This is a genomic window from Rhizobium sp. BK049, from assembly GCF_014193135.1.
Taxonomy (GTDB): Bacteria; Pseudomonadota; Alphaproteobacteria; order Rhizobiales; family Rhizobiaceae; genus Rhizobium.
In genome coordinates this window covers 20,494-46,090 of sequence record NZ_JACHYV010000024.1, presented here as the reverse complement: position 1 = coordinate 46,090, position 25,597 = coordinate 20,494, and the positions used below count along the sequence as shown (strand labels likewise).

21 protein-coding genes and 2 pseudogenes are annotated in these 25,597 nt (G+C 62.0%); 16 read left to right on the top strand and 7 right to left on the bottom strand.

What is annotated here, in order from left to right:
• Window positions 1–112: 112 nt before the first annotated feature.
• Complete coding sequence (locus tag FHT70_RS22615; RefSeq protein ID WP_183704995.1) at window positions 113–1,081, bottom strand: zinc-dependent alcohol dehydrogenase family protein; 969 nt, start codon at window positions 1,079–1,081, stop codon at window positions 113–115.
• Window positions 1,082–1,134: 53 nt separating this feature from the next.
• On the opposite strand from FHT70_RS22615, the gene FHT70_RS22610 reads away from it, so the two are divergent.
• The 3 genes from FHT70_RS22610 to FHT70_RS22600 are packed head-to-tail and all read left to right on the top strand — an operon-like array spanning window position 1,135 to window position 4,249.
• Window positions 1,135–1,551 (top strand): thioesterase family protein, encoded by a 417-nt coding sequence (locus tag FHT70_RS22610; protein ID WP_183704994.1) that lies wholly within the window; start codon window positions 1,135–1,137, stop codon window positions 1,549–1,551.
• A gap of 3 nt (window positions 1,552–1,554) precedes the next feature.
• Window positions 1,555–3,072, top strand: coding sequence for an AMP-binding protein (locus FHT70_RS22605; protein WP_183704993.1), 1,518 nt, complete (start codon window positions 1,555–1,557; stop codon window positions 3,070–3,072).
• Complete coding sequence (locus tag FHT70_RS22600; RefSeq protein ID WP_183704992.1) at window positions 3,050–4,249, top strand: thiolase family protein; 1,200 nt, start codon at window positions 3,050–3,052, stop codon at window positions 4,247–4,249. The genes FHT70_RS22605 and FHT70_RS22600 overlap by 23 nt, the downstream gene beginning before the upstream one ends.
• A gap of 159 nt (window positions 4,250–4,408) precedes the next feature.
• Here FHT70_RS22600 and FHT70_RS22595 read toward each other — a convergent pair whose 3' ends face one another.
• On the bottom strand, window positions 4,409–4,801 hold the full coding sequence (locus FHT70_RS22595) for a transposase (RefSeq protein ID WP_245421386.1): 393 nt from the start codon (window positions 4,799–4,801) through the stop codon (window positions 4,409–4,411).
• A 475-nt stretch (window positions 4,802–5,276) separates the two neighbouring features.
• Here FHT70_RS22595 and FHT70_RS22590 point away from each other — a divergent pair.
• Both FHT70_RS22590 and FHT70_RS22585 read left to right on the top strand, forming a co-directional pair.
• Window positions 5,277–6,035, top strand: a pseudogene (locus FHT70_RS22590) (SDR family oxidoreductase); the annotation flags it as partial.
• Between the two features lie 55 nt (window positions 6,036–6,090).
• On the top strand, window positions 6,091–6,504 hold the full coding sequence (locus tag FHT70_RS22585) for a cupin domain-containing protein (RefSeq protein WP_183704991.1): 414 nt from the start codon (window positions 6,091–6,093) through the stop codon (window positions 6,502–6,504).
• Between the two features lie 50 nt (window positions 6,505–6,554).
• Here the strand turns inward: FHT70_RS22585 and FHT70_RS22580 are convergent, their stop codons facing one another.
• The 3 genes from FHT70_RS22580 to FHT70_RS22570 all read right to left on the bottom strand — a co-directional run bounded on the left by FHT70_RS22580 (window position 6,555) and on the right by FHT70_RS22570 (window position 11,109).
• Window positions 6,555–7,838, bottom strand: a complete 1,284-nt coding sequence (locus tag FHT70_RS22580; RefSeq protein ID WP_183704989.1) for a cystathionine gamma-synthase family protein — start codon at window positions 7,836–7,838, stop codon at window positions 6,555–6,557.
• Window positions 7,839–7,972: 134 nt separating this feature from the next.
• Complete coding sequence (locus FHT70_RS22575) at window positions 7,973–9,052, bottom strand: YihY/virulence factor BrkB family protein (RefSeq protein WP_183704987.1); 1,080 nt, start codon at window positions 9,050–9,052, stop codon at window positions 7,973–7,975.
• A gap of 314 nt (window positions 9,053–9,366) precedes the next feature.
• Window positions 9,367–11,109: an adenylate/guanylate cyclase domain-containing protein gene (locus tag FHT70_RS22570; RefSeq protein ID WP_183704985.1), complete on the bottom strand. Its 1,743-nt coding sequence runs from the start codon at window positions 11,107–11,109 to the stop codon at window positions 9,367–9,369.
• An 854-nt stretch (window positions 11,110–11,963) separates the two neighbouring features.
• Here FHT70_RS22570 and FHT70_RS22565 point away from each other — a divergent pair.
• The 3 genes and pseudogenes from FHT70_RS22565 (at window position 11,964) to FHT70_RS22555 (ending at window position 14,061) form a co-directional block, all read left to right on the top strand.
• Window positions 11,964–12,404 (top strand): GFA family protein, encoded by a 441-nt coding sequence (locus tag FHT70_RS22565; protein ID WP_183704983.1) that lies wholly within the window; start codon window positions 11,964–11,966, stop codon window positions 12,402–12,404.
• Window positions 12,405–12,543: 139 nt separating this feature from the next.
• A pseudogene (locus FHT70_RS22560) lies at window positions 12,544–12,825 on the top strand (transposase); the annotation flags it as partial.
• A gap of 624 nt (window positions 12,826–13,449) precedes the next feature.
• Entirely contained in the window at window positions 13,450–14,061 is a 612-nt protein-coding gene (locus FHT70_RS22555) for an AAA family ATPase (RefSeq protein ID WP_183704982.1), read from the top strand.
• Between the two features lie 20 nt (window positions 14,062–14,081).
• On the opposite strand, the gene FHT70_RS22550 is transcribed toward FHT70_RS22555, so the two are convergent.
• Both FHT70_RS22550 and FHT70_RS22545 read right to left on the bottom strand, forming a co-directional pair.
• Complete coding sequence (locus FHT70_RS22550; protein ID WP_183704981.1) at window positions 14,082–15,020, bottom strand: sugar kinase; 939 nt, start codon at window positions 15,018–15,020, stop codon at window positions 14,082–14,084.
• The gene (locus FHT70_RS22545) at window positions 15,007–16,041 is read right to left on the bottom strand and encodes an SPFH domain-containing protein (RefSeq protein WP_183704980.1); all 1,035 of its coding nucleotides are present in this window, start codon (window positions 16,039–16,041) and stop codon (window positions 15,007–15,009) included. Before FHT70_RS22545 ends, FHT70_RS22550 begins: the two co-directional genes overlap by 14 nt.
• Before the next feature lie 127 nt (window positions 16,042–16,168).
• Here FHT70_RS22545 and FHT70_RS22540 point away from each other — a divergent pair, with 127 nt between their 5' ends.
• The 8 genes from FHT70_RS22540 (at window position 16,169) to FHT70_RS22505 (ending at window position 25,526) form a co-directional block, all read left to right on the top strand.
• Window positions 16,169–16,864 carry an NUDIX domain-containing protein gene (locus FHT70_RS22540; RefSeq protein WP_183704979.1) on the top strand — a complete coding sequence of 232 codons (696 nt, stop codon included), beginning with the start codon at window positions 16,169–16,171 and terminating at the stop codon, window positions 16,862–16,864.
• A 228-nt stretch (window positions 16,865–17,092) separates the two neighbouring features.
• Window positions 17,093–17,413, top strand: coding sequence for a hypothetical protein (locus FHT70_RS22535; protein ID WP_183704978.1), 321 nt, complete (start codon window positions 17,093–17,095; stop codon window positions 17,411–17,413).
• Window positions 17,414–17,631: 218 nt separating this feature from the next.
• On the top strand, window positions 17,632–19,485 hold the full coding sequence (locus tag FHT70_RS22530) for an ABC transporter ATP-binding protein (protein ID WP_183704977.1): 1,854 nt from the start codon (window positions 17,632–17,634) through the stop codon (window positions 19,483–19,485).
• An 82-nt stretch (window positions 19,486–19,567) separates the two neighbouring features.
• Entirely contained in the window at window positions 19,568–20,572 is a 1,005-nt protein-coding gene (locus tag FHT70_RS22525) for a LacI family DNA-binding transcriptional regulator (protein ID WP_183704975.1), read from the top strand.
• 36 nt (window positions 20,573–20,608) lie between these two features.
• Entirely contained in the window at window positions 20,609–21,901 is a 1,293-nt protein-coding gene (locus tag FHT70_RS22520; protein ID WP_183704973.1) for a sugar ABC transporter substrate-binding protein, read from the top strand.
• 89 nt (window positions 21,902–21,990) lie between these two features.
• Window positions 21,991–22,923, top strand: a complete 933-nt coding sequence (locus FHT70_RS22515) for a sugar ABC transporter permease (protein WP_183704971.1) — start codon at window positions 21,991–21,993, stop codon at window positions 22,921–22,923.
• Complete coding sequence (locus FHT70_RS22510; protein WP_097601679.1) at window positions 22,916–23,809, top strand: carbohydrate ABC transporter permease; 894 nt, start codon at window positions 22,916–22,918, stop codon at window positions 23,807–23,809. The genes FHT70_RS22515 and FHT70_RS22510 overlap by 8 nt, the downstream gene beginning before the upstream one ends.
• Before the next feature lie 4 nt (window positions 23,810–23,813).
• Window positions 23,814–25,526: a glycoside hydrolase family 32 protein gene (locus FHT70_RS22505; protein ID WP_183704969.1), complete on the top strand. Its 1,713-nt coding sequence runs from the start codon at window positions 23,814–23,816 to the stop codon at window positions 25,524–25,526.
• The last annotated feature ends 71 nt before the right edge of the window (window positions 25,527–25,597 follow it).

Here is a 25,597-nt window from a genome sequence, read left to right as displayed (position 1 = left end):
TTAAGCCACCAACAGCTCAATGCTTGCCACCTGATCGAGAATTGGTATTCGTGATTTGCCTTTCGCTTGCGCTCAAGGCGTGCGTCGCTGCCGCTTCTATAAGGCGCCCCCATCACGCCAGCAACACCTTTCCCCCCGTGCGGAAGGGCAGGGCGGCGCGCAGCGCCTCGCCGATCATTTCCAGAGGATAGACCTCCCGCACCTCAGTCGCGATCACCTTGCAGGCGATCATCGCCGCCACCTCTGCATAGGCGCGCTGGACGTCGCCCATCGCCTCGGAATGGACCCATTCCCTGAGGTGGCAATAGGAGAAGGCGATGTCGGAATGGGAGGCCCAGAAGGATGGCGGGATGCTCTCTCCCGACAGCAGGCCATAATGCAGGAAGTGCCCGCCGGGCTTCAGCACATTGGCGAGGATCGAAGCGCGTGTGCCACCGACACAGTCGAGCACGGCGTCGAGCCCGGACCTGCCGGCGAGGCCGGTGGCGAGATCGCCATCCGCTCTATCGACGATGACAGCCTCCAGCCGGCCCCGCAGGCGCGCGAGGGATTCTTCGCTGCGGACGATCGCGATCGGCTCGACGCCAACGGCGTTTGCCATGCCGATCAGGATCGACCCGATCGAAGAGGCGGCGGCATTGATGGCGATACGCATGCCGGGTCTCAGCCCGATCTTCTTATGCAGCATTAGCCAGGCGGTCATCGGGTTGACATAGCTGGTCGCGGCCTCGAAATCCGAAAGCGCGTCGGGCACGCGAAGGCACCAGTTCGGATCGGTATCCTTGAACTCCTGCCATCCGCCGGCGCTGCGCACCGGCAGCACGCGTGCCCCCGGCGCAAGCCCATGAACCTCTTCGCCGCATTCTTCGACCACCCCGAAGGCTTCGAAGCCTGGGATGAAGGGCAGGGTCGTGCGGCCGGCATAGGCGCCAGAGATGGTGATGATATCGGAGGGATTAATCGAGCGCGCCAGCAGGCGAACGCGAACCTGGTCTCGCGAAAGCGGCGCCAGATCGGCGCGTTCGATGCCGACGACCTCCTCGGCCGGCCCGAATTTTCGCACGACCGCCTGATATTGCATTTGCATCCCCCACACAGTCGGTTAGAACACGCCTTCGAAATTTCGGTGATCGAATGAGCGTTGACGACAGGCCTTTAGCATCGTTCCGGGTCTCGATGCGAGACATCGACATTTATGGCCATGTCCACAATTCGGTTTACCTCGATTATTGCGAGGATGCGGTCGTGGAGTTCCTGCGCCACCGGGAGATCCTCAGCCACTTCCGCCACACCACCTCAGGTGTTGCCTATCACGTGAAGAAGGCGGAGATCACCTTTCACAACCCGATTGACGTCGACGATATCGTCGAGGCGAAGGTCAAGGTCGAGAAGATCGGGCGGTCAAGCCTCTCCTTTACGATCGAGCTCTATCGCCAGCGCGACGGCGCCCATAGCGCCTCGGCCGGCCTCGTCTGGGTCTGCGTCGGCCTTTCCGACAGCCGCCCGACGCCGATCCCCGAGGCGACGAGAGCCGCCTTGTCGCAGGGCTGACCCATGCCGATCCACGCGGAGCTTCTTCGACACGCCACAGAGAGACCGGACAAGCCGGCAGTCGTGATCGACGGTGGCTCCCTGAGCTATGGCGAACTCTATAGCCGTGCCGGCGCGATCTACCGGTTCATCCAGGCGCTTCCGCGCTCGAACGGCCGTTCATTCGATCTTCCCGGCGTCGAGAAGCTTGTAGCGGTCAGCCTCGGCAATCACATCGGTTTTGCCGAGTATTTCATTGCTGCCACCGCGCTGCCGAATGCCTGCGCTGTCATCGATCCGATGATGCCGGAAGCAACGATCGAGCGCATCGTCGAGCGCCTGGCGCCGGACGTGCTTGTCGTCGATGATGCTGCCAGCGCAAGCGCCGAGATCGGCCGCCGGCTCGGTGTTCCCGTGATCGTCGCCGGCGCGGAGCCCTTTGACCTCGCCGCGACGGGAGACGACATGCCCGTCGATGCCGAGCGGATCTTCCTGATCGGCTTCACCTCGGGCACGACAGCCGAACCGAAAGCCTATTACCGCTCGCGCGAACAGTGGCGCCGAAGCCTCGATCGGGGGCGTCTCGTGTTCGAACTCCAGGACGCGCCCTCGACCCTGTGCCCGGGAGCGCTGGCGCATGGGCTCGCGCTTTACGCACTCGTCGAAGCGCTCGATGCCGGAGCAACCTTCCATTCGATCGGGAAATGGGATGCCGGCGCGGTCGCGCGCATTCTCTCCTCAGAAAAGATAGAGCGGCTGGTTGCCGTGCCCACCCATATAGCGGGCATCGCCCGGGCATGGAGCGAGCCGATTCAATCCTTACGCGACGTGCTGACCGCCGGCGCCAAGCTGAACCTCAACGAAGTCCAATCCATGCGCCGACTTTTTCCGAAGGCGCGCATCCGAGAATATTGCGGCGCCTCCGAGATCGGTTTCATGACCGTTTCGACGCTCGTTGGCGCCGCGACCGATTTTCCGATCGACCGAGTCGGGCGAGCCTATCCCGGCGTCGAAATCTCCATTCGCGACCCGGAGGAAAACGATGTCGGCACCGATGTGCCGGGCACCATCTTCGTCAACAGCGACCTGATTGCCGACGGCTATCTCTGGGGCGACGACGGCCAGGCGTTCCGGGTCACCCCGGCGGGCGCGACTGTCGGCGATCTCGGCGAGATCGATGCAAACGGCATGCTGCGGGTGATCGGCCGGGCGGGCGGCATGATGATATCGGGCGGCAACAACGTCTATCCCGCCGAAGTCGAGAGCGCGCTCAAAACCTGCCGCGGCGTCGAAGATGCCGTCGTCTTCGGGCGGCCGGATCCCTATTACGGCCAAAGCATCGTTGCCGTCGTCTCGGGGGAGGCGATGGATGCGAAAATGCTTGCCGAGCATTGCGCCGGCAGGCTTGCAAGGTTCAAGATCCCCAGGCAGTTCTACCATATCGGCGCCTGGCCGATGACGAGCAGCGGCAAGATCGCGCGCGGGCAGGTAGAGGCATCGGTGATTTCGGGAGACGGTCTTGTCCTACGCCTATCAGCCTGACGAGGATTGGCAGCCGGTCGTGGTCGCCGCCTACCGCACGCCGATCGGCCGGGCCTTCGGCTCGCTGTCGACGGTTGCAGCCGAAGACCTGCTTACCCCCATCATCCGCCGGATCGTCGCAGAAACAGGCGTTGCGCCCGATGCCATCGACGACGTGCTGGTCGGCAATGCCGCAGGCGGCGGCGGCAATATCGGCCGGCTGGCCGCCCTGCATGCCGGCCTGCCCATGGCCGTTCCCGGTGTTGCGATCGACCGGCAATGCGGTTCCGGCCTCGAAGCGATCATCATGGCCGCTCGGCTGATCCAGGCGAAGGCCGGTTCGTGTTTCCTTGCCGGCGGCGTCGAAAGCGTCAGCACTGCGCCGTGGCGCGTGGAACGACCGAAGACGAATGGCGCCGTGCCGCGCTTTTACGGGCGGGCGCGGTTTTCACCTGAGGCGATCGGCGATCCCGAGATGGGTGGCGCCGCCGAAAATGTTGCGCGCAAATTTGACATCTCGCGCCAGAGGCAGGATGAGTTCGCCCTACGCAGCCACCGGCTCGCCGTCGCAGCGGCCGAAGCAGGCCGCTTCCGGCCGGAGATCGTCGAGATCGCCACCGCCAGCGGCCCCGTAACGCGAGACGAATGTCCGCGCCCGACGACCTCGCTCGAGGCGCTCGCAAAGCTGAAACCCGTTTTCCTGGCGGATGGCTCGGTGACGGCAGGCAATGCTTGCCCTGTGAACGACGGCGCCTGCTTGGTGCTCGCAATGAGCCGCGGCATGGCGAAGAGCCTCGGCATCGAAAAAGGCCTCGCCTTCATCGACAGCGCCGCCGCCGGCGTCGACCCCAACCTGCTCGGCATCGGTCCGGTCGCCTCGACTGACAAGCTTCTGCAGCGCCAGCCTCACCTGTCGCTTTCCGCGATCGACGCCATCGAATTCAACGAGGCTTTCGCGGCGCAGGTTCTGGCGTCGCTCGATCAGCTGGATATATCAGCCGACGCGGTCAACAAGGAGGGCGGCGCGCTGGCGCTCGGCCATCCCTTCGGCGCCTCCGGCGCGATCCTCGTGACCCGGCTCTACAGCCAGCTCATCCGCGGGGATGGTCGGAGGCCCGCCGCCACCGGTCTCGCCATGATCGGCATCGGCGGCGGCATAGGACTGACGGCGCTGTTCGAGGCAGTCAGGCTTTCCTGATAGAAAGGCAAGTCTGCCCGGTTCGGACCCGGAAGCTACCCCTCACCCAAACACTCTCCCCGTAAAAACGGGGAGTGGGGACGTGCCGTACGAGAGGTCGGTGAGGAACCGAGACGTTGCGGCATGTCCCTGCTCCCCGCGCGCGGGGAGCAATCATGTTTAATTTTTGCTGGTATCGTGGCGTCCATCGTCTTTCGAGAGAGCATGGAACTGCTCGAGACTTGCCGTGAACAACGCAATCAGCACGGCATCGAGCCGATCGTTCTTGGCCCGCTTGAGCCGGCTCTTGGCAAAGAAGCGCAATTGCGCCGGCTGCAGACGCGCCGCCGGCCGCTTGCCGGCCCGCAGATGCGCCAGCAGCCGCCATTCATAGCCGCCGGAGGCTTCGAAGCCGATGCGGCTGACGTCATGCTCTCGAAGAAAGGCGTCAAGCGCCTTCAGGCCAGCGGTGTCGTACGTGACCCTCAGCCTTGCCTTACCGGGATGGAGGGCAATGTCGAGATGGCTTTTGCCGACATCGATTCCGGCACAAATCATGCTATTATCGGTCATCTTCGTCGTCCCTGTCTTGGATACGAACCCCAAGGTTCCTGCAACCACACGGGCCAGATGAAGAGCCGGTTGCGATCCTGCTCCCCACAGCCCCAAACGGCTAAGAAGGTGACGATCCGACAACCAGCTGCCGGGCGGGCGGCCACCCGCCCGGCAGGCAGTATCCTACATTTTGCGCATCCAAGAAGGTGGCGGCAGCCGGATGAGGGGCGACACCAGCGCACCGCCCTCCATTTCCGCAAGACAATTCGATCACAGGACTAGCCGCCCTACTGCCTTGGCATAGGTCGACAGCGACCGAGAGAGAATGGTTCGGACCCGCGATCCGGCGCATTCTGCTGGCGATCAGTTCCGGCCAATGAAGCCGCCTGGCCTCGTGAAGTGCGCGGTTTCGGGACTCCGAGCAGTTCCTGCTCGCCTTCATTCAGCAATGCAGATCAACAGAGGATATTCCTCGTAAACAAGGGAGATTACCATGAAGATCATCGTTATCGGCGGGACCGGCCTCATCGGCTCGAAGACGGTGGAAAGGTTGCGCAAGAAGGGACACGACGTTTTGGCGGCCTCGCCGAATTCGGGCGTCGACACGATCACCGGCAAAGGCGTCGCCGAAGCGCTTGCCGGGGCGCAGGTGGTACTCGACCTCGCCAACTCGCCTTCCTTCGAAGACCAGGCCGTGCTGGAATTCTTCCAGACCTCGGGCCGCAACCTGCTCAAGGCCGGGGCTGCGGCCGGCGTGAGACATCACATCGCGCTGTCGATCGTCGGCATGGAGCGGCTGCAGGGCAGCGGTTACATGCGGGCCAAGATGGCGCAGGAAGAGCTGATCAAGAGCTCCGGCATTCCCTATACCATCGTGCACTCCACCCAGTTCCATGAATTTATGGCCGGCATCGCCCAGGCGAACACGGTCGGCCAGACCGTGCACCTGTCGCCGGCCTATCTGCAGCCGATCGCCTCGGACGATGTCGCCGACGTCATGGCCGAAGTGGCGCTCGCAGCACCCGTGAACGGCACGATCGAAATCGGTGGCCCGGAAAAGATCCGCCTGACCGATATCGTGACACGGCTCTTCAAGGCGACGCACGATCCGCGCCAAGTGACGGCCGATCCGCACGCCCGCTATTTCGGCGTCGAGCTCGATGACACTTCGCTCGTCGCCGGCGCTAATGCGCGGCTCGGCAAGATTCGCTTCGACGACTGGCTGCGCCAGCAGCCCCCAGAAAAAAAAGCGCGTGACGGCGAAGCGTCGCCTGTCGACCCATTCCCATCATCGGAGGAGACCAGACATGCTTAGGAAAATAGTCTCGGCGGCGGCCTTTGCGCTTGTCCTTGCCGCCGGCACTCAGGCTGACGCCGCTGGCGGCAAAGCCAAGGTGACCCTCGTCTTTGACCAGAAGCTGCCCAATGTTCCCGGCAAGAGCATGAAGGCCGTGCTGGTGGAATATGAACCGGGCGGCCAGTCGCCCGGCCATACGCACCCGAAGTCGGCCTTCATCTACGCCACCGTTCTCGAAGGGGCGATCACTAGCAAGGTGAATGACGGGCCGGAGAAGACCTACAAGGCCGGCGAGAGCTTTCCCGAATTTCCCGGCGATCATCACGCCGTCAGCAAGAATGCCAGCAAGACAAAACCGGCGCGCCTGCTTGCGGTGTTCGTGCTCAATACCGACGAGACGGATCTGACGACAGACGACAAGTAACCTCAACCTCGATGCCCGGCGCCGCCGGGCATCGATCCCGTCCGCCGCGTTCAAACAGCCTGCAGCGCCAGCTCCAGATCGGCGATCAGATCATCCGGATGCTCGATGCCGATCGACAGCCGGATTGTCGATTCCAAGACGCCAATGCGCTCCCTGACATCGGCCGGCACGCCGGAATGCGTCATGGCGGCGGGGTGGCTCGCCAGCGACTCCGTGCCACCGAGGCTGACGGCGAGCTTAAAGACCTGCAGCGCGTTCAGGAATTTGAAGGAGGCCGGCTGGCCGCCGCGGATATCGAAGGAGAAGGTCGAGCCGGCACCGGTGCATTGCGCGGCGAAGGTGCGGCCCGACGGCGAATCCGGATCGTGGTAGGGGAGATAATGAACCGTCTCGACCTTCGGATGATCCCGCAGGAAATCGGCCACCGCTCGCGCATTGCTGTTCGCCCGCTCCATGCGTAGCTGCAGCGTTTCGAGCGACCGGCCGAGCATCCAGCAGGAATGCGGATCGAGCTGCGTGCCGATCGCGCCACGCAGCGCCTTGACCTGCTTGATGACAGCCTTGCGTCCGAGGACGGCGCCGGCGATCAGATCCGAATGGCCGCCGACATATTTGGTCAGCGAATAGAGCGAGATATCGGCGCCATGCTCGATCGGCCGCTGGAAGACCGGCCCGAGCAGGGTATTGTCGCAGACGACGACCGGTACATGCCCCTGCCTTGCGCCGATTGCATCGGCCACGCGCCGGATCAGCGCGACGTCCACCAGGCTGTTGGTCGGGTTGGCGGGCGTCTCGATCAGGATCACGGACACGCGACCCTTGCCGACCGCCTCATCCGCCGCCTTCTGCACCGATGCCTCGCTGACGCCATCGGCAAAGCCGACCGCGGCGACGCCGAAATTGAGGAAGGTCTTCGCCAGTAAGGTTTCCGTGCCGCCATAGAGCGGCTGCGAATGCAGGATCGCATCCCCCGGCCGGACGAAGGCGAATAGAGTAGTGGCGATCGCCGCCATGCCGGAAGAGAAGAGCGCACCGCTTTCCGTCCGCTCGTAAACGGCGAGCCTGTCCTCCACGATCTCGCTGTTCGGATGATTGAAGCGCGAATAGACGAGGCCGGCGCCCTTGCCGGCCGGCGGCTCGCGACGGCCGGAGACATAATCGAAGAAATCGCGGCCATCCTCGGCGGAATTGAAGACGAAGGTGGAGGTCAGAAACACCGGCGGCTTGACCGCCCCTTCCGAAAGTTCGGGATCGTAGCCATAGTTCAGCATCTGCGTTTCGGGATGCAGGGCATGATTGCCGATATGGGTTTTGGAAGGATGCGGGGCGGTCATGATCGTCTCCTCTGTCGAACCTGCCGAAGGACAGGATACATCAAATCGGGGAGCAGTCATCGAGACTGCTCGATTAAGAGTGGCGATGATGTCGTCCGAAAACCGCTCACCCTTTCGGCCTCGTGCCGAGACGCTCAGCTCGCGATCTCGCCCAGAGTATCGGCGACATAGGCGCCGCGCGCACCCATTGGCAGCGGATGGCCTGTCGTCGTGTCCCGCGCCGTCTGATGCTCCAGCTCGGCATTGAGCTCCGCGCCGACAATGAGAATGACTACGGAAAGCCAAATCCAGATGAGAAAGCCGATCAACGCGCCAAGGGTGCCATAGGTCGCGTTGTAATTGGCGAAATGCTCGAGATAGAAGGAGAAGCCAAGCGACATGGCGGCCCAGGCGAGCGCAGTCAGCCCCGCGCCCCATGTCATCCACCGGATCCTGGCAGGCTCGCGGCTCGGGCCGAAACGGTAGACCAAGGTCACGGCCACCGCGGCGACGAAGAGAAGCAGCGGCCATCTCAAGAGAAGCGCCATCTGCTCCTGGAACTGGTCGAGCCAGAGATAGGAGAGCACGACAGGCATGACGCCCACGAGCGCCACCATGACGACCGCAAAAACCATCGCGCAGAGGGTAAAGCAGAGCCCGATCAGATTGAGCCGCACCAGGCTGCGCTTCTCCCTCTCCTCATAGGCGACGTTCATTGCGTCGAAGATCGCCAGCGTGCCGCTATGCGTGCTCCACAGTGCAATGCCAAGACCGACGAAAAAGGTAATGCCGAGCGTGCTCTCGCGGTTTTCGACCAGGGCCTTGATCTGATCGGCAAGAAGATCGAAGGCCCCGGGCGGCAGAAGCACGGCGAGCTCGCGAAGATGTTCGGAGATGGTGATGGGATCCGCCACCATGCCATAAAGCGAGACCAAGGCTGCCAAGGCCGGAAACAGTGCCAGGAGCAGATAGAAGGTCACGCCCGCCGCAATGAGGGTGACCCGGTCGTCGAGGACCTCATGGAAAACGCGCCAGAACACATCGCGAAGGCCGCTCATCGGAATGGCCTCGGGTGTCGCCGCGCTGCGCCCGTGATCGTCACCAGACCAGGCGACTGCCGCCGGCGGCGCCAGCGAGCTGCGCTGCCTTGCCTGCATAAACACGATCGCCCCGACGGCGGCGGCGACTATCGCAGTGGCGAGGGGATATCTCTTGAGGTGGAGCGCATCAGCCATTACCCTATCCTCCGAATTGCTTCGTGGATAACGCCGGGTGCGGCTAAAGGATGCAAGCCGTTGCTTTCCTCCGGAGATTTCGAGTGAGTGGAGGGCGCCCGCTGCCGCTCGAAGCGCCGCAAGGCAGGAACTGCCTCGGCTTAGAAAATCTTAAGTCGATGATTCTACGTGTATAATTTCTCGTACGGAAGCCAAATCGACCGTTGCTTTCGTTACTTCGGTAAAGCCATGTTCATGCGCTTTCGCGGGCATGGCATCCTTGCAGCGCCAGAAGAGCAAATTCGCGCCCGCAAACCACCGGATAGAAGGCAATTCTATTCCGGCAGGCCGGCCTTGCGCAACGCCAACGCCAGCCCATTCATTAGCTGAGGCCGCACCACGTCCATCCGGACAAACTCGCCTATCGTCCAGCCAGGCGCGACCTGCAGGAGGCGCCCGGCAGCGGCTCGAGCGGCCTCCAGCCGATCGAGATTGGCATAACTTGCCACTAGGCTGGCATGAAGGATGCTAAAACCGGGGTTCACCTGGATGCCGAGAGCTGAATACTTTACCGCGTCCTCGAACTGCGAGGTAAACAGGCTGACCCAAGCCAATGCGAGATAGGAATGGTAGTTCATTGGATCGAGTGGGCTTAGCCGAAGCGCCTTGAATGCATGGTCGCGTGAGTGGTCGTAAGTTTCGTTGAACATGTGGACCATCGCGCTTAATCCGTAAGCGAGCGACGAATTGCCGTCCAGCATCAGTGCCCTGTCAAGCGCGTTGATCGAGCGCTCGTAACCGTGGGTTATCGTGGCATGGACGAAAGCTCCGAGGCAAAGCGCCTGCGGATCGTCCCGGCCGGTCGCGAGTGCCGCGTGCGCGTGTCTAAGGGCAGCGGCTCTATCCTCGGGATGGAAGCCGCCGCGCAGGAAACGCTGCTCGTATCCCCAGGCGGCATAGCCATGTGCGCAGGCGTAGTCGGGATCAAGACGCAAGGCCTCTCTCAGCAACCGCAGGGCTTCATCGGACTCCGCCGGCGTGTTGGCATAACTGTGCGGCAACGCGCGGAGAAAAAAATCATAGGCATCCAGGCTGCCTGGCCGTTTGCGGCGCGCGCGCTCGATCTCCGCCCGCCGGATCGTCGGCTCAAGTGTACCAACGATCCGCTCGGTCAACTGATCCTGCAGATCGAAAATGTCCTCCGCTGCGCCCTCAAACCTGTCGGCCCAGATATGGGTTGCGTCCCGCCCTTCGATCAGTTGCGCAGTGATGCGCAACCGGTTCGCTGAGCGCCGGATACTGCCTTCCAGCACATAGCGGACACCAAGTTCTCTGGCGATCTGCCTGACGTCGATGGCCTTATGTTTGTATGCGAAGGTGGAGTTTCGCGCGATGACGAACAGGCTCGGAATTTTGGAAAGATTGGTGATGACATCCTCGACCAGTCCATCCGCAAAATACTCCTGTTCTGGATCGCCGCTCATGTTCTCAAAGGCCAACACGGCTATCGACGGCCTATTCGGCAGGACAGGTGGCCTCGCCAATCGCGTCTCCGGTGAAGTCCCTTCCTGCACGAGGCGATGCACCGTGATCGGCTCGGTGATATTCTTGACCTGCTGCTCCCCCATCGATTCAAATCCGAAGGCAAGTGTCTTCTCGACCTCCCGCACGACTTTGCCGGAGATGCAGATGCCACCGGGATCAGCGAGTTGCTGCAGACGCGCCGACACATTGACGCCTTCTCCATAGCGGTCATCGCCGTCGACTATGACTTCACCGAGATTGAGCCCAATCCTCAGCTCCAGCCGCTCGTTTTGCGGCACCTTCGCATTGCGCTCGTTCAGCGCGCGCTGCACCGACACCGCGCATTCCACAGCATCCACGGCGCTGCCGAACTCGGCGAGCAAGCCGTCGCCCATGAGCTTGAAGATGCAGCCGCGTCGCTTGGTGATTTCTGGTTCGATCAGCGCTTTGCGCATCGCGGTGAGACGCTCGAACGTGCCCGTCTCGTCCCGCTCCATCAGCGCCGAGTACCCGACGACGTCGGCCGCTAAGATAGCCGCGAGCTTCCTGTCCATCTACCCCCTCACATGAAGCCATGCCGAACATTAACATAGAAGCGGAAAGCCACCTAGGAGCCTTCCCGGCAGCAGCAGCAAATGCCGGCAAGATGAAGCATCACCACATCCGTTGTCCGCGGACAACCGATCCAGGAGATGCCTGCCGATCATGCCGAAAGAAGATCTTACAGAACCTGCGCGGACAGAAAGCCGTTGACCCGCCGCTGCAAAAGAGCAAACCGGCGGCAACGGCAGCCACGACGCCAACTGGCCTCATGTGGCGACAACTAGGCGGCCATCGTTCGCGGCTGATCATAGGTCGCCGCCCCCGGTTGTCCGCGGACAACGACGCAGGAGATCATCTGCGCGATATCGCTGGTAGACATCGGCTTGAATTCGCCGCATTGCGGCACTACCTCGTGACGAGCCGAAGCGCTGCCCTCCTAGCTGCTTTGGCCCGATAGACAGCACTCCTCCTCCCATGCTGTCGGTCACTATCGAAGCCCGGCGCACTCTCCCGCGCCGGGCTTCTGTCAGATCGATATCACACCCCCACGCCGTTCGAAGCCCACATGGGGCACCGCAGGGTCACGCCCTCGTGGCGCCGACACCTCCAACGCCTCTCGTCGACCGCGGCACTCACCAACGGACGTCAGCCACGGCATCCTCCGCCAACCCTCATGCTGAGGTGCGCAGCCGGCAGGGCGGAGCCTCGAAGCACTCGCAGCAACGCCGCTCCTTTCGACGCGACTCGCACCCACGCCCCTTGAAGTGCTCTTGAGCGCCGGCGCGGTAACCTCCTACACTTCTCATGGGACGCAGCGCTCTAACCGACCACGAACAAGATCAGCAAAAAGCAACCGAGGTGACGGATGAACAAGCTTGCGCAATGCCATTGCGGATCACTCCGCGCAAAGACATCAGGCGATCCGCTCATGGTGAGCATCTGCCACTGCCGCGATTGCCAGCGCAGAACCGGCGCTGTGGCCGGCAGCGGCGCGATCTTCGCGAAGGCGGAAGTGATGATCGAGGGGGATCGCAGGATCTTCGAGCGGGACGCCGCGCAGGGGCGCAAGGTGCGATTCCATTTCTGCCCGAACTGCGGCACGTCCCTATACTGGGAAGGCGATTTCAATCCCGACCTCTACATCGTCGCCGTTGGCGCGTTCGCCGACCCGGCATTTCCACCGCCCCTGGTTTCCGTCTACGAGGAGTCCAGGCACGATTGGTTTCAGCTTCCCGATGGGGTGAAGCGCGCGCAACGCGGCCTGGTTTCGGCAGCGGCTGCGGACAAGGAGCAGGGCAGCGGCTAGCGGCCTTGATGGCCGTACGCCATGAGGGCGGCTCCTCTTCGGCAGCCCGTGCGGAGCGTGCGGCAACACCGCTCCTTGTCATTTGACACCTGCGCACCCGCGCCGACCTTCGAGGCCCTTACGGGCACCTCAGGGTGAGGCTCTCTTGGGCGTCGCCCCGGTCGCCCACGACAGCGGCACCTGGCGTGGCCAGCGCCACATCGCCGGCGGCCGCGCCACCGTCCGCTGCGCCCTCTACATGGCAACGCTCTCGGCCATTCGCTGCAGTCCGGCCATCAAGGCCTTCCACAAACGACTGCGCGCTGCCGGCAAACCACCCAAGGTCGCGCTCGTCGCCGCCATGCGGAAATTCATCGTCATGATCAACACTATCATCAAAAGACGAACCCCATGGAGCGAACCGCAACAACACGGTTGCTGAGGCGCGCAGGCCGAAGGACCGTAGCCTCGAAGGACACGCCGCAGCGCCGCTCCTTGCATCAATCAACGTGCCGCGCCCGCTCCTCTCCGGGGCAACAGTCGATATCCCGACGCATTTTTGATCAGCAGCCACCGCTCAGCTTCATCCCTGCGAAAGCTCCTCGTCTCCGCTCAAAAAGTGACAGCAACTACATGTCGTGAGAAGACAGCAGAAAGTAAAGGAACTAAACCTCAATGTTACTTCCATTTCTGGATCAAAACCAAATAAATCATGGCACTAGCCCCCTATACCGTTGCAAACTCCAGCCGCTTAGCCGGCGTCACCACCCTGGTGTCCCGGCATTAAATTTGGGAAAATTCGCTTCGATGCCATCTCTGAAGATGATGCCGCGTTCAGGCATCTCGGAAAACGATGGCGAGCGGCTGATCCCCGGGAGACGATGGCGGTTACCAACATGGTAGGCATGTGATGAGCCTTTGAGACGACCAAAGGAGCGACGGCTTTTCGAAGCCGCGCTACGATTTATGATCTTATGAGCCCGACCAAATCGGTCACCGGCTCTTAATCGTCGATTGCAGTGACTGAGAGGTTCGAGAAGTCAGCTGTGAATAAGGAAGACAGCCCATGAAACTATTTATTCTTCTCTTGGGCTTTCCCGGCGTCGGAAAGCTGACGATCGCGAGAGAACTAAGCCCGCTCCTGACTGCAAAGGTCATTGACAATCATTGGTTCAACAACCCGATACTGCGTCTGCTCGACGACGACGGATTGACGCCTCTCCCGAATGGAGTATGGGCATATACCGCAAGAGTCCGGCAAGCCGTCCTAGAAGCGATTGTCGCTTATGGCCCTGCTTCGGCGAATTTCATTTTCACGCATGCCGGCATAGAAGGTGATGAACGTAGCAATCGCACCTTTCAGCAGATTGCTGGCGCGGCCCAACAACGCGGGGCGGTGCTGGTGCCCGTGAGATTGCTCTGCGACGAGGAAGAGTTGGCGCGTCGCGTGACCACACCGGCGCGTCGCGAGCGGTTAAAGTCCGTTGACGTGCAGGCTGCCAGGGAGAAAAGCAGACGAGCCCAGGTCCTCCACCCCCAACACCCGTTTACGCTGAATTTGGATGTCACTTCGAAGACGGCGGAAGCAAGCGCAGCAGAGATTTACGATTATATCTTAAAGGTAACAGCCGGCGATCTCGGTTCGCTCCAGGACACCGGTGTCATTACCCTACCATAACCATCCGAACCTCAGCTTTCTCACACCACCAGCATCCCCTGCCGCTCAGCCAGCGTCACCTCCGCCCGCGTGCCGGCGTTGAACTCCAGAAAATCCGCCTCGATGCCGTCGCTGAAGATGACGCCGTGTTCCGGCATTTCGGAGACGATGGTGAGCGGCTGGTCCTGAGAGACGATGCCGGCGACGATGGTGGTGCCCGTGGTGCGGCTGGGGAAGGGTTCGCGTACGAAGTAACGCAGGTAATCCGCATCCCAGGCGAAGGACATGTCGATCGTCCGGTTGGCGGGTTCGAGGCCGAGCGCGCTTGCGGCTCCGAGCCAGCCGGAGTAGAGGCTCTTCAGCCAGCCGGTCGAGCCCATGCCTGTCGAGACGATGATGCCGCTGGAGGACTGGCGTTCCTCGCGCTCCTCTGCGTGAAGGATATAGCGCGCCGAGACGTGGCTTTGCGGCCCGATGAAGAGGTCGTTGACGGCGTGGATGACGGCGCCGGTGTTGAGCGTCGCCTTGGCCATGCTGACGTGTTTGATCGGCCGTTTGTTCTTCAGCGCCTCGCCGATCACTCTCGGAAGGCTCTTCGGGTTGAAAGGCAGCAGCAGGCCGTCCCAGCGCCTGGGATCGGGGTTGACCCCGAGCACCGGCTGCCCGTCGAGATATTTCAGCGTATTGGCGACCAGGCCATCCTGGCCGAGCACCACGACAACATCGTCGGGAGCGAAGACGAAGCTCGCGAGGTAGCGGCGGTCGAGGCGCTGGACGCGGGCGACGGCGCGCAGGCTTGCTTCCACCTCTGATATAGCCGTTTCGTATCGCTTCTTCTCCGCGAGGTAGTCGCTGAAGTCGGCGCCGAGATGTTCGACATAGAACTGCGCTTGCTGCACCGTGTTGAACCGGGCGATGAGTTCGTCGAGCCGGGTCGGCCTGACGACAAGGATGATCTTGCGCTCGTCAGAGACCGGCACGGTCCTTGCCCTCCTGCGGCTGCAAGATCTCCCTGAGAAGATCGGGCGAGACGTTCAGCTGGCCGATCTTCGTCGCATTGTCGGCAAGGTCGCGGAAGGCGAGCGCCATCAGCTGGCCCGGCTGCATACCGACCGAGGCGAGTGCCTGCAGCACTTTCGGATCGGCCTCTTCGAAGGATTTCATCATCGCCGTCAGCGCATAGGCCTGCGCGTCGGCCTCGGCCCGAGCATTGGTCGCCGCCAGCGTCACCAGCTCGCGGTTCTGCTCTTCGAGCGCGATCTTGCCGGCCATTTCTTCCCGGCGGATTTGCAGCTGCCGTTCCTGCACGGCGCGTTCGGCCTCCATCTGGGCTTCGCGCACCTGCCGCCTCTTGTTCTCCAGGGTAATCTCGGTGGCGATCTCGTTTTCCTTGATCATCCGCTCCTGCTCGATCGCCGCGTTGCGCCTGCTATAGATGGCCTCGTCGGCCTGCCGCAGCAGGGCTTCACGGGCATGTGCTTCCAGCGCCTTTGATGTCTCGGCCTTCGGCATCACGGCAAGCAGCGACAGGCCGAGAATCTCCAAGCCGAGCGCTTCGATCGTCGGATGCACCTTGAGCGCCTCGGCCACGCGGGCGACGAGCGCCTCGCCCGAAGCAAGAACCTCCTTCAGCGACAGCGTCTGCACCTCGGCGCGCATCGCCACCTGAACGCGGTCGATCACGCGGGTCGAAAGCTTCTGCGGATCCTCCGAGACATAGTGGCCCCTGCGGTCGAGCGTGAAATTCAAAAGTGCCGCCGTGCGGCGCGGCTCGGCGATGCGGTAGGTGATCTGCCCCTGCACCGTCACTTCCTGGAAGTCTGATGTCACCAGAGGAAAGATGAAAGGATCGTTGACGCTGGCCGTCGGCACGAGCACGAGAGAGCTCGAAGGCGAGAAATGCCAGAAGGCAAGACCGGCGCCCTCGCGGACGGCCTTGCCGTTCTGATATTGGATGACGTATTGCGTGGGTTCCGTCTTGATGAAGCGCAGTCCGAACATATCCGTTTTCCTGTTCTTGGCGCGAGCCCCTCGCTCGTGTTGAAAAAGAGAAACATGACTTAGTGACAAATGTCAACTAACTTAGTTGAAGATTTACACTAAGGCTCACACCTGCTATGTTCCCATCATGACGACACACGATAATGACGCCTTCAAACCAATCGCCACCGTCGATCTCGCCATCTTCTCGCTGTCGCCGGCGGGCCTCTCCGTGCTTCTGGTGCGACGCGCGAACGCGCCCTTCACCGGCGACTGGGCCCTGCCTGGCGGCTGGATCCATATCGACGAGGATGCGGATCTGGAGGGCGCAGCGCGGCGGGTTCTGAAGGAAAAGACCGGTGTCGAAACACCCTATCTCGAACAGCTGCAAACGACGGGGAACCGCGATCGAGACCCGAGGGGCTGGAGCATCAGCATCGTCTATATCGCGCTGCTTTCGGCCGACGACGTCGCCGAACGGCAGGATGCGCTGGCCGAGGAGGCCGAATGGCGGCCGATAGAAGGCGACGGCGTCGGCTTGTCCCTTGCCTTCGACCATGCGTCCCTCCTCAAGGAGGCGCTCGGCCGCATCCGCAGCAAGGTCGAATATTCGAGCCTGCCCGGCCATCTGCTGCCTGTCCGTTTCACATTAAGCGAGCTGCAATCGGTCTACGAAACCCTTCTCGGCCGCAAGCTGGACAAATCGGCTTTTCGAAAGCGCATGGCGGAGGCCGATTTCCTGGAGCCGGTCGAAGGCGAGATGCGCCGGGCGAGCAACCGGCCCGCCCAGATGTTCCGCTTGAAGGACGCCCAGTCGCTGGTGCTGTTCGACCGAAGGATCTGAGCCGTCCGCGCCCAGCGGGGCGCCAGATTAGGCATTCAGACGCTGCTGCTTCTGCCGGTCGAAGAAATCAACCCGTGGAGCGGTCTGCCGCTCATCCTCCCGCTTGCTGCCTGCAATCCGGGTCGCAGGCCTATGGATGCATTTGTCTTCCACGGAAGCGGAACAATGATCTGCCGGCGAGGTTGTGAATAGGCCTAGCATGCAAAGATCCCCAAGGAGGACAATAGAATGCATATGAAACTCGTAGCAGCTTCACTTTTCGCTCTCGGCATGGCCACGTCGGCTTTCGCCCAGTCCAACCCGGCACCGGCCGGCGCCACGATCGACAAGAACCAGGCCGATCAGGGCGGCGGCGCCACGACCGACACGAAGGCCAAGAAGCCGATGGCCACTGATACCACCACGACCGGCTCAACGACCAGCGGCACGATGAAAATGGACAAGACCAAGTGCCCGAACCCGGTAAACAACTCCGCCAATCTCCAGACGCAGGGCGGCACGAGCAACGCCACGCCGATGGACGAAGCCTGCGCAGCGCATAACAACTGAGCGGCTTGCCTGCTCAATGAACCCCGCTTCGGCGGGGTTCATTCCGAGGGAAGGTATATCTGCCATCCTTCCATCGCTCACTTTATCCATTTCCACAGCCTCCCGTTTATAGACATTCAGCAACATTCTAGTTGAGATTGCAGGCGCGAGATGGTCCAATCGTACCTGCGAAGCCCTGAGTCCGCGCTCTCCTTCCGATATTTGAACCCGAGCGGCCCATGTCGATTTCAGATGCGATCTATCGTCCTTTCGAAACCCTGATCCGGCCGCTGGACATACCCTACCGGCCGCTGCCGTCGAAAGGGCCGGGGACGGTGCTCCTGCATTTCATCGGCATGTTTCGTGGCGTGCTGATTGCGCTGGCGCTTTGCTCCATGGTGTTCGAGGTGATCAACCTGACGATCGTCTGGGGGCTTTCGGTCATCGTTGACGGTGTGACTGAGCTAGGTGCTGCCGCCTTCCTGCAGAGTGAATGGCGGCTGCTGACCGTTCTCGGCCTCCTGATCTTTCCCGTAATGCCGATCGTGTCCTTCATGCTCAACACGCTGAACTCGCACACATTGGGCATAGCAATGCCGGCCGCCATCCAGTGGCAGGGGCACAAGGCGGTGGAGCGGCAGGATCTCGCCTTCTTCCACGATGTCTATGCCGGCCAGGTTTCCTCGCGGCTGCAGCAGGTCTCGTCTGCCGTCCAGCAGCAGATCCTCGCCGCTTTCCAGTCCATTCCGCGCTTCCTGATGCAGCTGGTGGGCTCGGTTATCCTGCTGAGCGCGCTTGCCTGGCAGCTTGCGCTGCCGGTCGTCGTCTGGATCGTGCTGAACGTCGCCTTCACCGCCAAGATCGTGCCCGTCTTCGTCGAGCGCTCGCGCCGCACCGCCAAGCAGCGCAGCCTGGTCGCCGGCGCCATCACCGATCTCTATACCAACATGCAGATGATCAAGCAGTTTGCGGCCGAAGACAGCGAGGCGGGCGCCATCCGCCGCATCATCGGCAAGGCGGTGCAGACGCAGCACAGCGAACAGCGCATCTACCGCTCGTCGGAAGTGACCGTCGTCATTTTCAATACGCTGCTGTGGCTGAGCATGCTGGCGATCGGATTTTCCGGCCTCGTCAAAGGCTTCCTCACGGTCGGCGAGTTCGTCGGGGCGATCTATATCCTCCACCGGCTGTCGTCGCAGATCTTCGTCTTCCTGCAGATGGGCCAGCAGATCTTCCAGGCGATCGGCACGATCAAGGACGCCATGCCTGTCATGACGACGCCACCCACAATCATCGACCGGCCGGATGCGACCAATCTCACGGTGCAACAAGGCGAAATCCGCTTCGAAAGCGTCCGCTTCGCCTACAAGTCCGGCAAACCCGTCATCGACAATCTGTCGCTGACGATCCGGCCAGGCGAGAAGGTCGGTCTCGTCGGTCTGTCAGGCGCCGGCAAGACGACGCTGGCAAATCTGCTCCTGCGATTCTACGACATCAACGAGGGCGCGATCCTGATCGATGCGCAGGATATCCGCGCGGTCACCCAGGCCAGCCTTCGCCGGGCGATCGGCGTCATCGCCCAGGATGTCGCGCTGCTGCATCGCTCGGTCGGCGACAATATCCGTTACGGCCGGCCGGAGGCGACGCGGGAAGAGATCGAGCGGGTGGCGAAGATGGCGAGCGCCGATGCCTTCATCGCCGATCTTGCCGACAGCGAAGGCCGCAAGGGCTACGATGCCTTCGTCGGCGATCGCGGCATCAAACTGTCGGGCGGCCAGCGCCAGCGCGTCGCAATCGCCCGCGTGCTCCTGAAGGACGCGCCGATCCTGGTCCTCGACGAGGCGACCTCGGCCCTCGACAGCGAATCCGAAGCCATCATCCAGGAGCGGTTGAACTTCGTCATGGAGGGAAAGACGGTGATCGCCATCGCCCACCGCCTCTCGACGATCGCCAGAATGGACCGCATCGTCGTGCTCGATCACGGACGGATTGTGGAAGAAGGCCGGCCGGAAGAACTGGTCGAACGCGATGGGCTGTTTGCACGGCTCTGGAGGCGCCAGACCGGTGGCTTCATCCCTGAGGAGATCGATTGAGCGGGGCAGGGGACTGTCACCGCTTGACTCATCGGAAAGGGATTGATACTGATATGGGTAATCGATAACCCAAAGCGAACCCGTGACTGCCTCACTCAACGACATAGCCGCCCGCGCAGGCGTTTCCGTCAAGACCGTGTCAGGCGCTCTGCATGGCGGTTCGGCGCGCATGTCGGAGGAAACGCGCCAGCGGATCAAGGGGATCGCCGAGGAACTCGGCTACGTCACCAACTTCGCCGCTCGCAGCATGCGGCAGGGCTGGATGCCGCTTGTCGGCCTCGTCGCCGATGACCTGATCACCTCGCCTTTCGCGACGGAGATCATCAGGGGGCTCGACGGCGCCGTGCGTGCTTCCGACATGGCAGTCTTCGCCATGACGCTCGGCGGACATCGCAGCGTCGGATCGATCCTCGACGAGATGCGGCGCTTTCGCCCGCGCGCGATTGCCTATGCCGCCATGTATCACAAAAGCGTCGATCTGCCGCGTGAATTTGCCGATACCGTCGGGGTGATGATCAACTGCCGGGACGCCAATGATCTGGTGACCTCTCTGGTGCCTGATGAAACCGGCGCGGCGATCGAAATCACGCAGTACCTGATCGAGGCAGGCCGTCGCAATATCGCCTTCATCAACCTGCCCGGCATTCTCGCTGGCGAACTGCGCGAACTCGGTTTTCGCCAGGCGCTCGATCATGCCGGCATCAACGGAGCCGGCGCGGTGGTCTTGCCGGCCGTCGGCAAGGCTGTTTACAGCGACCGGGCGCCTAGCCTCGTGGCAACGCATGTGCATGAGTTGATGAAAGGTCCCCGGCCACCCGATGCCATCCTGTGCGGCAATGACCGCGTGGCGATGGAGGTCTATGCCGCACTGCGCCGCTCGGGCGCGACCATTCCCGATGACGTTGCCGTTGCAAGCTTCGACAACCAGGTCGAGATCGCCTCGCGTCTCGATCCGCCGCTCACCACCATGGCGCTGCCGCACCGCGCCATGGGCCATCAGGCCGCGCACATCCTGCTTGCCGAAGACCGGCCTCCGGTCGGGGTGCAGAAACTACCGTTCCAGTTGGTGGAACGGGCATCCGTGTAAATTGAGGAAGGCCCATTCAATTGAGGAGGAATTCTAATGGGTAAACGTTTACTTTGGTCTCTCGTCCTGTCTTCGGGACTGGCCGCCACTTGGGCTGACGCAGCCGAAAAGACCGCGATCCAGGTCATGCATCAGGGCGATCCAGGCTTCGTCGCCGCCTATGGCAAGGTCGCCGAGCGCTTCGAAGCCGCCAATCCCGATGTCGACGTCCAGTTCATCTATGCGCCGCACGACGCCTATAACGAGAAGTTCAGCGCGGCCGTCATGGCCAAGCAACTGCCCGACGTCATGGAGCTCGATGCGCCGTTCCTCGCCAATTACGTCTGGTCGGGATATCTTCAGCCGATCAAGCCGCTGATCGACAAGGACGTCCTCGACGACATGACGGAGTCCAACATCGCGCAGGGCACATATCCGATCGACAAGGATCTCTATGCGATCGGCCTGACGGACTCTTCCGTCGTTCTTTACGGCAACAAGAAATATCTCGAAGCGATCGGCGCCCGCATCCCGAAATCCGTCGACGATGCCTGGACGCGGGAGGAGTTCGAAACCTATCTCGAGAAGCTCTCGAAGCTCGATGGCGTGAAATGGCCGATTGACACCTTCCGCGGCTACGGCATCAAGACCGAATGGATAACCTATGCCTACGGCCCCATCCTGCAATCGGCCGGCTGCGATCTGATCGACCGCAAAGTCTGGAAATCCGAGGGCACGCTCGACAGCGACGCCTGCGTCGATGCACTCGCGATGATGCAGAAATGGGTTAAGAACGGCTGGGTCGTGCCACAGTCGGCCGGCACCAACCAGTTCTACGCCGAAGGCAATCCGGCGGCCCTGGCGCTCGGCGGACATTGGGTCTATGCGGAGGCGGTAGCCGCCATGAAGGACAACCTCGTCGTCCTGCCGCTTCCGAAGTTCGGCGCAAAGAGCGTAAGCCCCAATGGCACCTGGATCTGGGCGATCACCAAGACATCGAAACATCCCGATATCGCGGCTAAGTTCATCAGCTTCCTGCTGAAGGACAAGGAATACCGGGCCTATGTCGCAAGCCAATCCGGCTACCCCGGATTGAAGAGCTTCGCTTCCGAGTCTCCGCTCTATGCCGATGGCGGTCCGATGGCGATCGCCTTCGAACAGGCATCGAAGACCGCCGTCGCACGTCCGCCGCATCCAGCCTATCCCACAATCACGTCGGCCTTCATGCAAGCCGTCGACGAGGTGTTCAATGGCGGCGATCCCAAGGAGGCGCTCACAACAGCCGCCAAGAAGATCGACCAGGACATCGAGGACAATGATGGATACCCGCCGTTCGGTGACGAGCAATAATCGCCCTCGCCGACCAATCGGAGCCTTGCGATGTGTCCGTGTGACATCGCAAGGCGGAACCGACATCACGCCTGGAGAGGAGGAGCTGTATGGCCATGCAACAATCGACATCGTCGCGATCCGCTCGAATAACGCTCCGGCGTGACAAGGGACGGCTGATGCAGGAAGCGGCCATGCTCGCGCCGGCCGTGATTCTGTTGACCGTCTTTCTGATCGTGCCGTTCCTCCTGTCTTTCTGGACGGCGATGACCAACCAGCCTCTCGTGCCCCGGCCGACGCCCGTCCGCTTCGTCTGGTTCAACAATTTCATCCGCATCTTCCAGGACGATCTCTTCTGGACGGCTCTCTGGAACGTCTCGCGCTTCACCTTCTGGATCATTCCGGTGCAATGCGGCCTCGCCTTTGCGACGGCACTGCTGCTGCATCAGAAGCTGCCGTTGCGCAATCTGCTGCGCGGCATGTTCTTCCTTCCGGCGATCACCTCTATGGTGGTGGTCTGCGTCATCTGGGGCACCCTGTTCCAATATCCGACGGGACCGTTCAACCAGATCCTCGGGTTTCTCTCCGGCGGAGCGATCCAGCCGATCGATTGGCTCGGCGATCCCGAATGGGCGATGTTTTCCATCGTCCTGCTCTCGGCCTGGCAGGCCTATGGCTTCCAGATGATCGTCTATCTCGCCGGCCTCCAGGGCATTCCCGACGAACTCTACGATGCCGCCAAGATCGACGGCGCCAACGCCTTCCGCCGATTCTGGCATGTCACGATGCCAGGCCTGCGGCCGACCCATGTCTTCGTCCTCGTGATCACGACCATCCAAGCGTTCAAGCTTTACACCCAGGTCGCCATCCTCACGCAGGGCGGGCCGAAGAGCAGCACCGAGACGGTAGTGCATTACATGGTCCGCGCCGGCTTCGAAGAGCAGAAGATGGGCTATGCCTCGGCCGTTTCGGTCATCCTGTTCGTCATCGTTCTCATCATCGCGCTGATCCAGCGCCAGCTCCTGAGGCGCTTCGATGTCTGATATCGCTCTCTCGATCCCACAGGCCCGCGCGGCGCGGCCGCGCTCCGCCGCAAGAGTTCTGCGCACCATTCAGACGGTCTCTATCTTCATCATCGCCCTGGTGATCGTCTCCCCGTTGCTGCTCCTCGTCGTGGCGAGCCTGAAGGATGACCGGTTCCAGATCCTGGCCGATATGGGCAGTTTCCGCGCCTTCTGGGTTTCGAAACCGACGCTCTCCAACTATGCGGAGGTCGGCCACCTCTCAGGCGAACTCGCCTTCGGCCGTTACCTCATCAACTCGCTGATCATCCTGATCACAACGGTCTGTTCCGGCCTGATCGTCAATTCGATGGCCGGCTTCGTTCTGGCCTGGGGATCGCTCAAGGGCCGCGCCGTCATCCTGTCGATCGTGATTGCGCTTTATGTGATCCCGCAGGAAAGCATCATCATGCCCCTCGTGATCATGGTTTCGCGCGCCGGAATGGCCGATACCTTCGCAGTGCAGATCGTACCCTGGGTCGCGAGCCCTCTCTACATCTTCTTGTTCTATCAGTTCTTCACGCAATTGCCGAAGGAACTGCTGGAAGCCGCCGAGATCGACGGCGCGTCCTTCTTCCGGGCCTATCGCTCGATTTTCCTGCCCCTCAGCCTGCCCGCACTGGCCACCGTCTCGATCCTGATGGGCATCGAGACCTGGAACCAGTATCTCTGGCCGATCCTCGTGACGCAGACGGATTATGCCCGGCCGATCGCCGTCGCCATCGCGACCTTCTTCGGCCAGGACAGCATCTACTGGGATCGCGCGATGGCCGCCTCCGTATTGATGATGATCCCGATCCTGGGGCTCTACCTCGTTTTCCAGCGCTGGTTCGTGAGTTCCTTCATCGGCTCCGCCGTGAAAGGTTGAATTGATGACAAGCCAAGCGATGACTCCGTCCCATGAACGCGGGCCGGAGACGATCAGCGCCGTCCTGCCCGCGGGAGCGACGATCCACGCGTGGATCAAGGCCCGGCATGGCGGCGCCGTGGGAAGATTGGCCGCCCATGTCGATGGCGATCCGGCCATCACTGTGGAAACGTCAAATCGCCATGAATTCGAGTTTCGGGTGCTGACGCTGGAAAGCGGTGGAGAAACCGCCTTCTCCTACGATCCCGTGACGACGCAGGTCTCGGTTCTCTACGCCTTCCTTCAGCCCGGCGTTCTCGAAAAAGGCATCCGGATGCTGCATGTCGGGTCTTCCAACGTCGCACCCGAAATCTCCGGCGGTTATCATTTCCGCCCACCCTTCGGTTGGATGAACGATCCCAACGGTTTTGGTAGATTCGGCGGCAGGCTGCACCTGTTCTACCAGCACTATCCCCACAGTCTGCGGTGGAACAACATGCATTGGGGTCACGCGGTCTCGGACGATTATCTTCACTGGACGCATCTTCCGGTCTTTCTTCCGCCTTCGGACGAACTCGCCGCACGGGCCGATGGACGCGGCGGCGCATTTTCCGGCTCCGCCATCGCGCTCGATGGCGCGGGAATCCGTATCTTCTTCACTGAGCATATGAAGGGCCGGGAGCCGGAGGAACAGGTTCAGTTCACAGCCATCAGCCACGATCTTGTCAACGTCGAGCCGGCGAGCCTGATCCTGCCCGCGCGGCCCGCGGGCCTCGGCCTGACGACCGACTTCCGCGATCCCTATGTCTTCATGGGGCCCGATGACAAATGGAAGATGCTGCTCGGGACGCGAGACCGCGAGGGCGGCGTCATCCTGCTCTATGAAACCGATGATCCGGCCGCGGCGACGGGATGGACTTTCCTCGGGGTGCTTCATCGCGAGAACCGCTTCGGAATGACGGCCGCGGAATGCCCCTGCCTGGTGCCCCTCGACGGTCCCGCAAACGACCCATCGACGCGCTGGGCCCTGATCTTCGGTCTTCTCACAAGCCGCGATCCGGCAACCGGCCGGCGCAACATGACGATTGCGACGGTCGGCCGCTTCGATGGCCGCAGCTTCTCCGTGGAATTCGAACAGGAACTGGATTTCGGCACCGACGCCTACGCGTTCCAGGCCTTCGTCGATGGCGGCGGCCCCGTCGGCATTGCATGGCTGGCGAACTGGACCGACGTCTCAAAGGATATCGACATGGCGACGGCGATGACGCTGCCGCGCCGGCTGGCATTGCACGAGGGGGCTCTGATCACCCCGCCGGTCGCCGGTGTGGAAAGCCTGCGGCAGCGGCGGCTGGATGCCGATGGCCTTCTGAACGGCCGGACTGTCGATCTCGCTAACGGCGCCGTCGAAATCCTGCTCACCCTCCAGCAGGCGGGCAACGCGTTCCGCCTGACGTTCGAACATCCGGAGGCGGCGGTAGAGGTCCTCTTGAACGACGATGGGCTGAGCATTCCCTTTTCGGTGGCGAATGCCAAGGTGTCGCCACGCTACATCGCCGCTGGCGCGCGCCCGTCGACCATCCGGATATTCCTCGATGCAGGTTCGATCGAGGTCTTCGCCGACGATGGCCGCTGGACCGGAACCAAGCGGCTGCCCGGCTTCAGCGGGGTAAGCTCGGTGCGTCTCATCGCGCCCCAAGGGAATCTGCTTACCGCCGAAATCTGGCAGCTCGGTCTTTGATCTCAGGGGCAATCCGGGCAAAAGCACGGCCGCCGGGACGGCGGCCGTTGCGAAGGAGCATAGCGCATCGA

What these genes read in the sequence shown, in the direction of transcription:
- FHT70_RS22615 (WP_183704995.1), bottom strand. Translation starts at nt 1,081, where the DNA reads ATGCAATATCAGGCGGTCGTGCGAAAATTCGGGCCGGCCGAGGAGGTC.
- FHT70_RS22610 (WP_183704994.1), top strand. Translation starts at nt 1,135, where the DNA reads ATGAGCGTTGACGACAGGCCTTTAGCATCGTTCCGGGTCTCGATGCGA.
- FHT70_RS22605 (WP_183704993.1), top strand. Translation starts at nt 1,555, where the DNA reads ATGCCGATCCACGCGGAGCTTCTTCGACACGCCACAGAGAGACCGGAC.
- FHT70_RS22595 (WP_245421386.1), bottom strand. Translation starts at nt 4,801, where the DNA reads ATGACCGATAATAGCATGATTTGTGCCGGAATCGATGTCGGCAAAAGC.
- FHT70_RS22585 (WP_183704991.1), top strand. Translation starts at nt 6,091, where the DNA reads ATGCTTAGGAAAATAGTCTCGGCGGCGGCCTTTGCGCTTGTCCTTGCC.
- FHT70_RS22580 (WP_183704989.1), bottom strand. Translation starts at nt 7,838, where the DNA reads ATGACCGCCCCGCATCCTTCCAAAACCCATATCGGCAATCATGCCCTG.
- FHT70_RS22575 (WP_183704987.1), bottom strand. Translation starts at nt 9,052, where the DNA reads ATGGCTGATGCGCTCCACCTCAAGAGATATCCCCTCGCCACTGCGATA.
- FHT70_RS22570 (WP_183704985.1), bottom strand. Translation starts at nt 11,109, where the DNA reads ATGGACAGGAAGCTCGCGGCTATCTTAGCGGCCGACGTCGTCGGGTAC.
- FHT70_RS22565 (WP_183704983.1), top strand. Translation starts at nt 11,964, where the DNA reads ATGAACAAGCTTGCGCAATGCCATTGCGGATCACTCCGCGCAAAGACA.
- FHT70_RS22555 (WP_183704982.1), top strand. Translation starts at nt 13,450, where the DNA reads ATGAAACTATTTATTCTTCTCTTGGGCTTTCCCGGCGTCGGAAAGCTG.
- FHT70_RS22545 (WP_183704980.1), bottom strand. Translation starts at nt 16,041, where the DNA reads ATGTTCGGACTGCGCTTCATCAAGACGGAACCCACGCAATACGTCATC.
- FHT70_RS22540 (WP_183704979.1), top strand. Translation starts at nt 16,169, where the DNA reads ATGACGACACACGATAATGACGCCTTCAAACCAATCGCCACCGTCGAT.
- FHT70_RS22535 (WP_183704978.1), top strand. Translation starts at nt 17,093, where the DNA reads ATGCATATGAAACTCGTAGCAGCTTCACTTTTCGCTCTCGGCATGGCC.
- FHT70_RS22530 (WP_183704977.1), top strand. Translation starts at nt 17,632, where the DNA reads ATGTCGATTTCAGATGCGATCTATCGTCCTTTCGAAACCCTGATCCGG.
- FHT70_RS22520 (WP_183704973.1), top strand. Translation starts at nt 20,609, where the DNA reads ATGGGTAAACGTTTACTTTGGTCTCTCGTCCTGTCTTCGGGACTGGCC.
- FHT70_RS22515 (WP_183704971.1), top strand. Translation starts at nt 21,991, where the DNA reads ATGGCCATGCAACAATCGACATCGTCGCGATCCGCTCGAATAACGCTC.
- FHT70_RS22510 (WP_097601679.1), top strand. Translation starts at nt 22,916, where the DNA reads ATGTCTGATATCGCTCTCTCGATCCCACAGGCCCGCGCGGCGCGGCCG.
- FHT70_RS22505 (WP_183704969.1), top strand. Translation starts at nt 23,814, where the DNA reads ATGACAAGCCAAGCGATGACTCCGTCCCATGAACGCGGGCCGGAGACG.